The sequence below is a fragment of the Stenotrophomonas sp. STEN046 genome, assembly GCF_056759755.1.
Window position 1 is genome coordinate 1 of the sequence record NZ_JBRRDR010000049.1, and the last position, 13008, is coordinate 13008.

13 protein-coding genes are annotated in these 13008 nt (G+C 67.3%); 5 read left to right on the top strand and 8 right to left on the bottom strand.

Features of this window, described 5'->3' with window-relative positions:
• Window positions 1-190 precede the first annotated feature (190 nt).
• From betT to ACVOLJ_RS17905, 4 genes are all read right to left on the bottom strand, one after another.
• The gene (gene betT / locus ACVOLJ_RS17890) at window positions 191-2170 is read right to left on the bottom strand and encodes a choline BCCT transporter BetT (RefSeq protein ID WP_475279028.1); all 1980 of its coding nucleotides are present in this window, start codon (window positions 2168-2170) and stop codon (window positions 191-193) included.
• A gap of 202 nt (window positions 2171-2372) precedes the next feature.
• Window positions 2373-2753 (bottom strand): VOC family protein, encoded by a 381-nt coding sequence (locus tag ACVOLJ_RS17895; RefSeq protein WP_475279029.1) that lies wholly within the window; start codon window positions 2751-2753, stop codon window positions 2373-2375.
• A 68-nt stretch (window positions 2754-2821) separates the two neighbouring features.
• A complete protein-coding gene (locus ACVOLJ_RS17900) occupies window positions 2822-3142 on the bottom strand; it encodes a DMT family transporter (RefSeq protein ID WP_475279030.1) in 321 nt (106 codons plus the stop codon).
• Window positions 3142-3495, bottom strand: a complete 354-nt coding sequence (locus tag ACVOLJ_RS17905) for an SMR family transporter (protein ID WP_475279031.1) — start codon at window positions 3493-3495, stop codon at window positions 3142-3144. The genes ACVOLJ_RS17900 and ACVOLJ_RS17905 overlap by 1 nt, the downstream gene beginning before the upstream one ends.
• Before the next feature lie 161 nt (window positions 3496-3656).
• On the opposite strand from ACVOLJ_RS17905, the gene ACVOLJ_RS17910 reads away from it, so the two are divergent.
• A complete protein-coding gene (locus ACVOLJ_RS17910) occupies window positions 3657-4508 on the top strand; it encodes a LysR family transcriptional regulator (RefSeq protein WP_475279032.1) in 852 nt (283 codons plus the stop codon).
• 92 nt (window positions 4509-4600) lie between these two features.
• Here the strand turns inward: ACVOLJ_RS17910 and ACVOLJ_RS17915 are convergent, their stop codons facing one another.
• Complete coding sequence (locus ACVOLJ_RS17915) at window positions 4601-5521, bottom strand: M14 family metallopeptidase (RefSeq protein ID WP_481564745.1); 921 nt, start codon at window positions 5519-5521, stop codon at window positions 4601-4603.
• Between the two features lie 130 nt (window positions 5522-5651).
• Here ACVOLJ_RS17915 and ACVOLJ_RS17920 point away from each other — a divergent pair, with 130 nt between their 5' ends.
• The 3 genes from ACVOLJ_RS17920 to ACVOLJ_RS17930 all read left to right on the top strand — a co-directional run bounded on the left by ACVOLJ_RS17920 (window position 5652) and on the right by ACVOLJ_RS17930 (window position 10384).
• The gene (locus ACVOLJ_RS17920; protein ID WP_481564746.1) at window positions 5652-7730 is read left to right on the top strand and encodes a TonB-dependent receptor family protein; all 2079 of its coding nucleotides are present in this window, start codon (window positions 5652-5654) and stop codon (window positions 7728-7730) included.
• 63 nt (window positions 7731-7793) lie between these two features.
• Window positions 7794-9566 (top strand): chloride channel protein, encoded by a 1773-nt coding sequence (locus ACVOLJ_RS17925; protein WP_475279035.1) that lies wholly within the window; start codon window positions 7794-7796, stop codon window positions 9564-9566.
• A 101-nt stretch (window positions 9567-9667) separates the two neighbouring features.
• Window positions 9668-10384, top strand: a complete 717-nt coding sequence (locus ACVOLJ_RS17930) for an MgtC/SapB family protein (RefSeq protein ID WP_481564747.1) — start codon at window positions 9668-9670, stop codon at window positions 10382-10384.
• A 45-nt stretch (window positions 10385-10429) separates the two neighbouring features.
• Here the strand turns inward: ACVOLJ_RS17930 and ACVOLJ_RS17935 are convergent, their stop codons facing one another.
• Window positions 10430-10834 carry a MerR family transcriptional regulator gene (locus ACVOLJ_RS17935; protein WP_481564748.1) on the bottom strand — a complete coding sequence of 135 codons (405 nt, stop codon included), beginning with the start codon at window positions 10832-10834 and terminating at the stop codon, window positions 10430-10432.
• Between the two features lie 64 nt (window positions 10835-10898).
• Here ACVOLJ_RS17935 and ACVOLJ_RS17940 point away from each other — a divergent pair, with 64 nt between their 5' ends.
• Entirely contained in the window at window positions 10899-11732 is an 834-nt protein-coding gene (locus tag ACVOLJ_RS17940; RefSeq protein WP_481564749.1) for a class I SAM-dependent methyltransferase, read from the top strand.
• Window positions 11733-11746: 14 nt separating this feature from the next.
• On the opposite strand, the gene ACVOLJ_RS17945 is transcribed toward ACVOLJ_RS17940, so the two are convergent.
• Window positions 11747-12037: a DUF6959 family protein gene (locus ACVOLJ_RS17945; protein WP_475279039.1), complete on the bottom strand. Its 291-nt coding sequence runs from the start codon at window positions 12035-12037 to the stop codon at window positions 11747-11749.
• Window positions 12038-12161: 124 nt separating this feature from the next.
• The gene (locus tag ACVOLJ_RS17950) at window positions 12162-12998 is read right to left on the bottom strand and encodes an outer membrane protein assembly factor BamE (RefSeq protein ID WP_481564750.1); all 837 of its coding nucleotides are present in this window, start codon (window positions 12996-12998) and stop codon (window positions 12162-12164) included.
• Window positions 12999-13008: the final 10 nt, after the last annotated feature.

The window sequence follows — 13008 nt, forward strand, 5'->3', positions numbered from 1 at the left end:
GGCGCGGAGATCCTTGCTACAGAGCGATCGAGAAGACCTAGAGCCGAACGGTCGCCCGCGCCGGGCTCTCGGCACCTAAGGTGCCAGAGTCGCAAGAGATAAGAGCCGAGCGTGGGCTCGGCTCTACTGGAGTGTGCGGACCCACGGTCCGCACCCACCAAAGGCAAGGGCCCTGCCCGGCGTGGCGGCATCAACGGCTCAGGTGCAGGAACTGCAGGTGCCGTTCGTACTGGCTGATGATGTCGTTGATGATCTGCTTGCGGCTGTAGCCCACCAGGTCGTAGTCCTGGCTGCCTTCGTACAGATGCACTTCCGCACGGTAGTAACGCTGGTTGCGCAGCTGCTGCGCGGCGAAGGACGGCGTCAGGTAGCCACTGAGGATCACCCGGTACAGGAAGTCCTGCTGCTCGCCATGGTTGACCGACAATTCCATGTCACCCGCTTCGAACCGTGTCTGCACGTCCCACCCCTGCTCACGCAGCTGCTCGGCCACCGCCTCCATCGCCGGTTTCACCGTGTCATCCATGAAGCGGTACACCTGGTCGCGCACCGGGAAATGCATGGCCTGGGTCAGGCGCTGGCGCCAGCCCTGGTGGTGGCGATCATCACCGATCAGCGGAGACGGCCTGAACTGCTGCGCGCGCTTGCGGTGCGACTCGTCGCTGAAGGCGCGTGTCAGCCCCCACATCATCAACAGCAGCACGGCCGAGAACGGCAACGAGGCGAGCACCACGGCTGATTTCAGCGCATCGATATTGCCGGCCAGCAGCAGGCCGGCGGTCAGCACGGCGATCACCGCGCCCCAGAACACCCGCAGCCAGCGCGGGCCATCGTCTTCCGGGGCGCCGCCATGCGAAGACAGCGTGGACAGCACCACCGCGCCGGAGTCGGCCGATGTCACGAAGAAGATGAAGCTGACCAGCACGGTCACCGCGATCACCGCCTTGCTCCACGGGTAGCCGTCCAGCAGCGCATACAGCACCGTCGGTGGATCATCCACCGCCAGCTGCGCCAGCTGCTGCTGGCCATGGTGCAGCACCTGGTCCAGCGCACTGTTGCCGAAGATCGACAGCCACGCCAGGGTGAAGCCGAGCGGAATCAGCAGCACGCCGAACACGAATTCGCGGATGGTGCGGCCACGCGAGATGCGGGCGATGAACAGGCCGACAAACGGTGCCCAGCCGATCCACCAGGCCCAGTAGAACACCGTCCAGCCGCCCAGCCATTCCGGGCGCCCGCCATAGGCGTAGACGTCGAAACTCTTGCCGACCACGCTGCCCAGGTAGTCGCCCAGGTTCTGCATCAGCGTGCTGAGCAGGTACTGGGTGGGGCCGGCGCACAGCATGAACAGCACCAGCGCGATGGCCAGCAGCATGTTGATGTTGGCCATCCAGCGCACGCCCTTCTCCACACCGGAAACAGCCACGGCCACCGCCGCACCCATCATGCTGACCACCAGCACGATCTGCACGAAGTTCGAGTGCGGCACGTTGAACAGATGCGACAGGCCGGCATTGAGATGCAGCACGCCAAAGCCCATGTCCGCACCGATGCCGAACACGGTGGCCACAATGCCCAGTGCATCGACGGTGTAACCGATGGGCCCGTTGATGCGCTTGCCGATGAGCGGATACAACGCAGAACGCAGTGCCAGCGGCAGGTTGTGGCGGTAGGCGAAATAGGCCATCGCCATCGCCGCCAGCGCGAACACGCCCCAGCCGTGCAGGCCCCAGTGCAGGAACAGCAGCTGCATGGCCTGGCGCGCGCCGGCTTCACCCGCAGCGGGGTCGCCCTGCGGCGGCTGCAGGTAGTGGGTCAGCGGCTCTGAAACACAGAAGAAGAACAAGGTGATGCTGATGCCCGCAGCGAACAGCATGCCCGCCCAGGACAGATAGCTGAATTCCGGTTCGTCATGGTCGGCACCGAGCTTGATGCCGCCATACTTGGACAACGCCACGCCGACCACGAACACCAGGTAGAGGGTCATCGCCAGCAGGTAGTACCAGCCCACGTTGAGCGCGGCCCAGTCCTGGGCCTTGACCAGCAGGCGGCCCGCGCCGAGCGGGAACAGGCTGACGAACAGTGCGAACGCAACGACGATGATCGCCGCGAAGGCGAAGACAGGCCGCAGGGTGCGCACCGGCTGATGTTGAGGCTCCAGTGCTTCCATGGGCAGCCATCTCCGGTTCGATCAGAAGGTAAGCCGACCGATTCTGGATGAACCGCAGTGGACAAAGCATGAAGTGGGAGCACTGCGCAGGCACGATCGGCCGTCGTTCCATGCTACGCGCGCGCCTGCAGTGCCAGTGGCCGCACCGGGCGCCCGGGCCATCCTGGGTCGATTACGACAGACTGCGTCCTGCGCCGGGATTTCAGCCCATCACATGCACGGCGCAGAGCTTGTTGCCATCCGGGTCGCGCAGGTAGGCAAGGTACAACTGGCGTCCCGCCATCTGCCGCACACCGGCCGGATCTTCAATCGCGGTGCCGCCATGGGCGGTGCCGGCGTCCTGCCAGGCATGCACCGCCTGCGGGCTGTCCAGGGTGAAGCCGATGGTGCCACCGTTGGCATGGCAGGCCGCCTGCCCGTCGATCGGCGGGGTGACGATGAACATGCGGCCGTCCTTGAAGTACACCAGCCGGCCCTTCTCGTCGGCCACGCCAACGCGCGCACCCAGCGCCGTGAACAGCGCATCGTAGAAGCGGCGGGCGACGTCGATATCGTTGGTGCCAACAGTGATGTGACTGAACATGCGCGCATCCGATCGAAGAAGGAAGTGCAGTGTCGACCAGCCCACACCGCGCTGCAATCAGCGCAGGATCATGCGGTACTCAGCAGCAGCACCGCCGTGGTCACCAGCGCGATGCCGACCCAGCCGATCGGGCGCAGCCGGTTGCCGAACAACAGGCGGCCACAGGTGGCCGTGCCGATCACACCGATCGCGCCCCACATCGCATAGGCGGTTGCCAGATCCATGTACCGCACCGCCTGCCCCAGCAGCGCGAAAGCAATCCAGACCAGCACGATGGCGCCCACGCCCCAGCGCCAGCGGCGGAAGCCATCGGACTTGGCCACCATCATGTTGGCAGCCACGTCGATCAGCGCCGAACAGATCACGAAAAACAACGCCAGGGTATTCATCAGTGTGCCTCCCCGAGGGTGACGCAGACGATGCCGGCCACGGCCAGCAGCAACCCGGCCAGCTGCTGCAGCGACAGGCTTTCGCCGAATACGCTGATGCCGACCACGGTCAGCAGGGTCAGGCCCAGGCCTTCCCAGACTGCGTAGGCCACGCCCACCGCAATGCGACGCACCGACTGCGCCAGGAAGAAGTACGACAGCGCCAACGCGGCGGCCATCACCAGATACCCGGTCCAGCCGCCATCACGGGCGGCATGGGCCATGAACGAGGTGCCGACCACTTCGGCGACGATCGCCACGGTCAGGCAGGCCCAGGCGATCAATGCGCCACGGGCGGGAAAAGTACGGGACATATGAAGCTCCTTGCCGGACGGGGACCGCGCCCCGCCATCTGTGTATCCACGCCGGGCGTGGAGGATCTGGAACGCCCCCGCAGACAGGGGCGACGGCGGCCAGTATCATCGTCTTTTACGGCGGTATCAAAATGGATTCCATCGACAGGAGCGATGGATCAATGCCCTACTCTCCCGAATCCCTGCAGGCCTTTGTCGAAGCCGCGGCGCTGGGCTCGTTCTCGGCGGCGGCGCGCCGGCTGCGCAAGACGCAGTCCACGGTGAGCACCGCGATCGCGCACCTGGAAGCCGATCTGGGAATGGTCCTGTTCGACCGCAGCGGCCGCTATCCACAGCTGACCGAGGCCGGCCGGCAGGTACTCGGCCACGCGCAGGAGATCCTTGCCGCCGACGCGCGGCTGCAGCACCTGAGCGTGCGCCTGGCCGCCCCGCTCGAACCGCGGCTGGCGCTGGTGTTTTCCGATGTCTATCAGCTGGAACCATCGCAGCGCCTGCTGCAGCGTTTTGCTGAAGCCTTCCCGGACATCGAGCTGGAATGGCTGGATGCCGAAGGCCAGGACGTGCTGGAACTGATCGAGCATGGCCGCGCCGGGCTGGGGCTGCTGCCACGCCAGGCGCAGTATCCCGATGCGCTGGTGGCGCAGCCGCTGGCCCATCACAGCGAACTGGCGGTGTACGTGGCCAGCGACCACCCGTTGGCAGGTGCAGGCGTGCGCGCCGCCGCCCAGCTGGCGCGGCATCGGCAGGTGCGGCTGAGCGCGCAGGTCGACCACGCACCGCCGATCAACGGCCTGGCGTGGACCGCCTCGGACTACCTGATGGTGATGGAGATGGCCGAGGACGGCATCGGCTGGGCCGAGCTGCCACGCGCACTGGTGCAGCGTTATGACCGTGGCCGCCTGCACGAGCTGCGCGTGCCCGGGTGGCCGCGGCGCATCCACAGCGACCTGGTCTGGCGCCGCGACACGCCGCCGGGCCCGGCGGCCCTGTGGTGGGCCGAAGCATTGGGGTGATGCTTCAACCACACCCCATCCACGCATGGCGTGAATCTACTGCGCGCTGAAGCAGATCCACGCCATGCGTGGATGCACAGCAGGTCAGCAGATCACGGGTTGGCGAGCGCGTAATCCAGCGACGCGCACACGGCGGCCACCTGGGCGTCGTTGCACTGCTGCGGCGTAGCGCGCGGACTGTCCGGGTAGACCTCGGTGGTGGTGGTGTACGTCGCGCCGGTGATGCCCGCGCACAGGCCCAAGGGGATCAACGCGTACTCGATCACCCCGTGCGCGACCACCGGTGAACCAATGATCTCGCCCTTGTCGTCGGCTGGCGCGATATGGGTGATCTTCTCGACCTCGGCCACCACCGCCTGCTGGAAGGCCGGCTGCGGATTGGCGCTGTCATCCACCAGGTAGAAGCCGTCGGGAATCAGACCCGGTTCGAAGGGCTTGCCATCGCGCGCGGCCAACGCCGGGCGGAACTCGCTCTCATCGCTGTCGGTGGTTTCGTGCAGGTCGATGTGCAACACGAACTGGCCCTTGTACGGCGCAATCAGTTCGATCAGTGCGGTGGATTCGCGGGCGGGGCCATCGGCGCGGAAATTGCGGTTCGGGTCGATCGCATCGAAGTTCCAGCGGTTGATGCGCTCAAAGCCCCATGGGTTCACGCACGGCGCAACCAGCAGGTTGACCTTGCCAGCGTAGCGCGCCGCATGATTTTCGAGGAATTCCAGCGCACCCAGCACGCCGCTGGTTTCGTAACCATGCACGCCGCCGGTGACCAGCGCGGCCGGCAGTGCCGGGTTCCAGTCGTGGCTGCGCAGTGCGAACAGGGTGTAGGTCTCGCCGGCGTAGTCGAGCTGGCCATAGGCCACCGTGTCGAAACGGTCGGCCAGTGCCTCGATGCGCGGCAGCACGTCCTGGTCATAGCGGCGCAGACGCTGCTGGCGCGCCCGCCACTGCTCCCGTTCCGCCGCGCCCCACGGCTGTCCAGGGGTTCCGACGGGGTAGAAAGCAGCAGTAGACATGGCGGTTCTCGGCGGGTCAGGAAGCAATCCACCACTTTATCACCCGGCCAAACGGCTGAACCGACCCAGATTCCAATAGCGAATGGAATCAGCAATAATTCTCATTTGCGACCTTCCACGACCCTGCCCGATGCCCATCCGCGCCCCGCAACCGGCCTGCCCGCCCCTGGCCGCCGCCCTCGCCCTGTGCCTGTTCAACGGGGCGGCCTCCGCCCAGGACGGCGCCACCACGCTGGACAGCATCCAGGTTTCCGGAAGCTGGCTGGGCACCGGCCTGCACGACAGCGTCAAAAGCTTCGCCGGTGCCCGGACCGTGGTCGACCGCCAGCGTATTGAAGCCAGTGGCGCGGCCAGCCTGGGTGATGCCATGCGCCGCATTCCCGGCGTGCAGGTCATCGACAATTCCGGCACCGCCGGCAGCTCGGTGTCGCTGAACATCGGCGTGCGCGGCCTGACCGGCCGCTACTCGCCACGCTCCACCGTGCTGCTGGATGGCGTGCCGCTGGCGGTGGCGCCGTACGGCCAGCCGCAGCTGTCATTTGCTCCCACCAGCCTGGCCAACATCGAATCGATCGATGTGGTGCGCGGCGGCGGTGCGGTGCGCTATGGCCCGCAGAACGTCGGCGGCATCATCAATTTCAGCACCCGCGCCATTCCCACCGGGGGCGGCCTGCACGGCGAGGCGGGCGTGCGCTACAGCGCCTACGACCACGGTGGCGGTGACAGCACCCAGTACAACGCCTTCCTCGGCGGCACCGCCGACAATGGCCTCGGCGCGGCCCTGCTGTATTCCGGGCAGGACGGCCGCGGCTGGCGCCAGGGCAGCGATGATCGTTTCAACGATCTGGCACTGAAGTTCGCCTATGCCATCGACGCCCAGCAGGAGCTTCGCGCCAAGCTGTCCTACTACGACGTGCGCTCGCTCACGCCCGGTGGCCTGACCCGCGGGCAGTATGAAGCCGATCCATTCCAGAACACCCGTCCCACCGATTTCTGGAAGGGCCACCGCACCGGCATCGACCTGGGCTACACCAACACGCTTTCTGAAAACAGCGAGTTCGAAGTGCTGGCGTACTACAACGAAAGCACCCGGGCCAGCGCGCTGATCAATGCCGCCAACACGCAGATTACCGTGCAGCCGCGCAACTACCGCGTGCTCGGCATCGAGCCCCGCTACACCCAGCGCCTGCACTGGGGCAGCAGCGTGCACGACATCACCGCCGGCTACCGCTTCCTGCGCGAGCGTGGCAACGACCGCAGCTACACCGTGACCCGCCGCACTGGCGCGGCCAGTGTCACCAACCGCTTCGACAACGCTACCGACGCGCATTCGTTCTACGTCGACGACCGCATCGCCATCGGCCAGTGGCGGATCACTCCCGGCGTGCGCATGGAGTGGATCGACATGGACCGCCGCCAGGCCGGTGGCACCGCAACCTTCAGCAGCCGCAACGACAAGGCACTGCCCTCGCTGAACATCGCCTACCTGCTGACCCCGCAGCTGACCGTGTTCGGCAACTACACCACCTCGTTCGGGCCGGTGCAGAACATCCAGCTGAACTCGCAGAGCGCCAGCAACCCGCTGAACCCGGAGGTGGCCAGGACCGCCGAGCTCGGTGCGCGCTGGCAGGACGGTGCACTGCGCGCGGAAGTGACCGTGTTCAAGATGCGCTTCGACAACCAGATCCTGCAGGTGCCGGGCATCACCCCGCCCACGTTCCAGAACATTGGTGCCACCGACCACAAGGGCGTGGAAAGCGCCGTGGAGTACCGCTTCGCCGAGGACGGCGCGCTGGCCGGGCTGGAGCTGTACGCCAACTACACCTGGACCCAGGCGATCCAGCAGTCCGGCGACAACCGCGGGCTGGACGTGCCGTTCTACTCGCGCGATACCGACAGCGTCGGCGCACGCTATGCACTGGCGGGCTGGACCTTCAATGTATCCAGCACACACCAGAGCGGGCAGTTCTCCGATGCCGCCAACACCTGGGACGAGACCGCCGATGCGCGCGTGGGCCGCGTTCCCGGCGTGCGCCTGTGGAATGCACAGGTCGCCTGGCAGGTGCCGGGACTGGGTGACAGCGAGATCGCGCTGGGCGTGAACAACCTGGCCGACAAGCGCTGGTACACCCGCAATGTGGACGGCAATGCCGGGCGCATGGTGGCCGCGCCGCGCACCTTCTACGTGCAGGGCCGCTACCGCTTCTGATCAGGGCAGCCGCCTGATCCGGTGACGGTAGTGCTCACGGTGGCGGCGTATCATGCCGCCACCATGTCTTCCACCGCTTCGCCATCGCGCCTGCATCTGGCCTTCCAGGGCCTGCGCCTGCGCCTGCGTGGCAGCGACCTGTGGTTCATCGCGCTTGCCCTGCTGGTAGGCCTGATTGCCGGCGGCCTGACCCTTCTGCAGGCCGGCCTGGCGCGCAGCCTGCAACGTGTCCTGTACGGCCTGGACGAAGGCATGCGCCTGAGTTCCCTGCCCTCGCTGGCGTGGACGGCGCTGCTGGTGCTGCCGGTGGGCGGATTGGTGGTGGGCCTGGTCAGTCTTGCCGCCACCCGCCTGAAGCGTCCACTGCTCGATGCAGTGGAAGCCAATGCGCTGCATGGCGGCCGCATGTCGATGCGCGACAACCTGATCGTGCTGACCCAGACCCTGGTTTCCAATGGCTGCGGTGCTTCGGTCGGGCTGGAGGCTTCCTACACCCAGATGGGTGCTGGCAGTGGTTCGCAGCTGGGCCGGGTGATGCGCCTGCGCCGCAACGACGTGCGCATCCTGGTCGGGGCCGGTGCAGCGGGTGCGATCGCCGCTGCCTTCGGCGCGCCGCTTGCCGGGGCGTTCTATGCCTTCGAGATCGTCATCGGTGCATACACCCCGGCCGCACTGGCACCGGTTGCGGTGGCCGCGCTGGCCGGCGCCTTCGTTGCCGACCAGGCCGGCGTGGAAGCCTATCTGCTGCCGGCGGCATCGACCATCGACGTGCGCGCGGCCGACTATGCGATCTACGGCCTGCTCGGTTGCTGCTGCGCGATGATCGGCATTGCCGTGATGCGCCTGATCGCCGCGATCGAAGGCACGGTCAAACGCAGTCCCTTGCCGCTGTGGGGTCGCCCGGTGGTGGGCGGCCTGCTGCTGATTCCGCTGGCATTGGCCAGCCCGCAGGTGCTGTCGTCCGGGCATGGCGCACTGCACCTGGACCTGACCACCCACCTGCCCCTGATCTGGATCGGCGGCCTGCTGACACTGAAGTGCCTCGCCTCGGGCATCTCGCTCGGCTTCGGGTTCCGTGGCGGACTGTTCTTCGCTTCGCTGTTCATGGGCACCCTGGTCGGCACGCTGTTTGCCGGGTTGCTGGCGATGGCCGCCGGCGTGCCGGTCATCGACGCCACCTCGGCTGCATTGGCAGGCATGGCCGCGCTGGCCGCCGCCGTGGTCGGCGCGCCGATGACCATGGCGATGCTGGTGCTGGAAGGCACCCATGATTTCCTGCTGACCAGCGTGGTGATGAGCGCGGTGCTGGTGTCCAGCACCCTGGTAAGGCAGTGGTTCGGTTATTCCTTCTCGACCTGGCGCATGCACCTGCGCGGGGAGACCATCAAGAGCGCACGCGACATCGGCTGGGTGCAGAACCTCAATGCGGGGCGGATGATGCGCAAGGGCGTGGCCACCGCCCCGTCGGACCTGGACATCGCCAGCTTCCGCCAGCGCTTTCCGCTGGGCTCGGGCAGCCGGGTGATGCTGATCGACAGCGAGGGGCATTACGCCGGCATCGTGCAGATTCCGCGCGTGTATGGCGATGGCGTGAAGCCGGAGACCGCGATCGGCGAGCTGGCCGAGAACCGCGACGTGTCGCTGTCGCCAGCCTCGGACGTGGTCAGCGTGATGCAGTGCTTCGACCAGACCCAGGCAGACGAACTGGCCGTGGTCGGCGCCGACGGCCAGGTCCTGGGGGTGGTCTCCGAGGCCTTCGTGCGCAAGCGCTATGCCGAAGAACTGGACAAGCGCCAGCGCGAACTGATGGGCGAACGGGTCGAGGACACCGACTGACCTCCCAACCGGGGACGGAGGGGATCAGGTCGTTTCTGGTACATCTGGATATCCACGCATGGCGAGGATGTCCTGTCACGTCGGCGGGGTAGACTGCGGCCATGCGCTTCATCGAGACCTTCCAGCCCGGCCCTTTCGCCGACACCGTGGTCAGCCTGCTGGCCGCCTTCGTGCTCGGCACCCTGATCGGGGCAGAGCGGCAGTACCGGCAGCGCACCGCCGGCCTGCGCACCAACGTGCTGGTGGCGGTGGGTGCCGCCGCCTTCGTTGACCTGGGCATGCGCATCGCCGGCAGCGCCGAGGCGGTGCGGGTGATCTCCTATGTGGTCTCCGGCGTCGGTTTCCTCGGTGCCGGCGTGATCATGAAGGAAGGCATGAACGTGCGCGGGCTGAACACCGCGGCGACGTTGTGGTGCTCGGCGGCGGTGGGCAGCTGCACCGGCGCCGACATGCTGGCCGAAGGCGTGCTGCTGACCGTGCTGATCATTGCCGGCAATACGCTGCTGCGGCCGCTGGTGAATGCCATCAACCGCATTCCGATCAACGAGGCGGCCACCGAGGCCACCTATGAGGTGCGCCTCAGCGTGGATGCCGAGGCCGTGCCGCGCGTGCGCGAACGCCTGGTGGATGCGCTGGAAGCAGCGCAGTACCCGGTGGGCGACGTGCAGCTGGTGGAGCACGCCGATGCCCCCACCGATGTGATCGCGGTGCTGGTCAGTACCGCCGTCAGTGCCGACGAACTCGACATCGTGCTGGCGCGGATGGAACAGGTGCCCGGCGTGCTGCACGCCACCTGGGAAGTCAGTACCCGCGATTGAGGGAGCTGCACGGGTTCATCCACGCCAGGCATGGCTGGCGCAGGCTCATCCGCCCGTCATGCGCTGCTGCGTGCGCAACAGCTTGCGGAATGAACCGCACTGGCGTGCATCCTGCGCCTGTGGGCAGGCTGCAGCGCGTTGCAGGTGGTGGCGTACCCGCTGCAGCTGGGCGATCTGCCGCTGCAGCACCTCGGCCTGTGCCAGCAGCGCTTCGCGGTCCAGCATGATGCGGCCCTGGCGCGGCAGCGATGCGCCGATCTGCTGCAACGACAGCCCCGCTGCCTGGCCAAGGCCGATCAGTGCCAGCCGTTCCAGCACCTGCTCGTCATACTGCCGGCGCAGGCCGCGCCGCCCCAGCACCTGCAGCAGGCCCAGCTGTTCGTAATAGCGCAGGGTCGAGGCCGGTACCCCGCTGCGCCGCACCACCTCACCGATATCCAGTTCCCGCATCGGGCTTGACCTCAAGTCCACTTCAAGCGCCACCATGTGCCCAGTCCCTTCGCAAGGCAAGCCCATGTCCACCCAGCAACCGGCGCCGCTCGATCAGAACGCACTCTGGAACGGCCCAGGCGGCCAGATCTGGGTCGCGCAACAGGCCCTTCTTGATGGTCTGTTCCAACCGATGGCCGATGCGCTGCGCAACGAACTGCCGGATACCGTCACCGAGCTGCTGGATGTCGGCTGCGGTACCGGCGCCAGCGTGCTGGCCGCGGCCGAGGCGCTGGCTGGGGCCCACTGCACCGGCATCGACATCTCCGCGCCGATGCTGGCGTTGGCGCGCGAACGCGCGGCCGCGGCACGGCGTGCCATCGATTTCGTTGTCGCCGACGCCCAGCGTCACGCGTTCGCGCCGGCTGGCTTCGACTGGATCCAGTCGCGACTGGGCGTGATGTTCTTCGACGACACCGCAGCGGCGTTCGCCAACCTGCATCGCGCCGCCCGCCCGGGTGCGGGCCTGCGCTTCATCGCGTGGCGCAGTGCCGACGAGAACCCGTTCATGACCACCGCAGAGCGCGCGATCGGTGACGATCTGGCGCTGCCCGAGCGCGCTCCCGGTGCGCCGGGACAGTTCGCCTTCGCCGACGGCAGCCGGGTTCAACGGTTGCTGCAGGACGCCGGTTGGCAGGATGTGGAGGTGGTTGCGCTGGACCTGCCCTGCTCCATTGCGCGCGATGCGCTGCCCACCTATGTCGGCCAGCTCGGCCCGATGGGCCTGGCACTGCGCGCGTTGCCCCGCGCCGAAGCCGATGTGCTGCATGCACGCGCACTGGCAGCCTTCGCGCCCTTCATCGAAGGCGACCGCGTGCGGGTCGATGCCGCCTGCTGGATGATCCGCGCACGCGCCTGAAAAGGACGATCTGGTTACAGCGCTTCGCCTGCATCGGCCAGGCGTGACTCGATCAGGGCGTACCACTGCTCGAGCATGTCCACCAGCATGTCCAGTTCGGCATCGGCGCGTTGGGCGCGGCCGCTGCGCAGGCAGGCCTGGGCCTCCTGCAGCTGGGCGAGGAAACCGGCCACGGTATCGGCCTGCAGGATCAGGCCTGGCAGGCGGCGCCCGGGAATGCGCACCACCGCATGGTTGCCGAGCTGGCCGTACACGCTGAGAGTGGTTTCCGTCTTCATGGACAGGGGCAGGAATTGGGCATTCATCGGGTGCACCAGGAAACAAACCTGCCCACCGGCAGGCGTGGAAAACGGGGGAGACGTTTCCACGTCCTGCCGGCAGAACAGGGGGGACTCGGGGATGCCGGCGCTGCTGCCCGGCACACGGGGCTCAGCGCGGGCGGGCCACGCCTGCGATCTGCACCCGGCGATTGGGCGCCAGGCAGGCAATCAGCTCGCGCCGGTTGCGCTGGTCGCACTGCACCAGCGGATCGGCCGCGCCGCGGCCTTCGGCACTGATGCTTGCCGCCGGGACGCCGCCCTGCACCAGCGCCATGCGCACCGCTTCGGCGCGCCGCTGCGACAAGGCCTGGTTGTAGGCCGCAGCACCGATGCGATCGGTGTAACCCACCACCTGGATCGACTGCACCTGGCTGGCCTCGCGCACCTGCGCCAACACGCCCTGCACTGCCTGCTGGCCCGTGGCACTGAGCACCGCGCTGTCGAAACCGAACAAGGCGTCGGCCGCCAGCCGCAGCGGCTGCTCCGGCAGAGGCGCCGGCGGCGGCGGTGCCGGCGGCCGCGGTGGATCCAGCACCGCCGCGCACGACTCGGGCTTCCAGTAGCCCGCCTGGGCGATACCCTTGTTGTCAAAACGCACCTGGAACTGGCAGGTGAAGTACTCCGCGCCCTGCGCAGTACGGAAGTTGAACAGGTAGTTCCACTCGCGTACGCCCCACATGCCTTCGTTGAAATGCGGCGTTCCCAGCAGCGCGTACATCTGGCGCTTGCTCATGCCCGGCGCGAAGCGGCGCAGGTCGGCGATGTCCGGATAGGTGCCTTCCTTCAGCGACGCCTTGCGCGCCTCGGGGAAAGCAACGGCGGTGCTTTCAGCTGGGCCATCGGCGGCTGGCGCATGGCTGCGGCAAGCCGCCAGCAGGCCTGCGGCGAGGATCAGGCCCAGCGTGGCGGCGAAGCGGCCGCCGTGGGCGATGCGATGCAGTTTCATGTCATTCCCC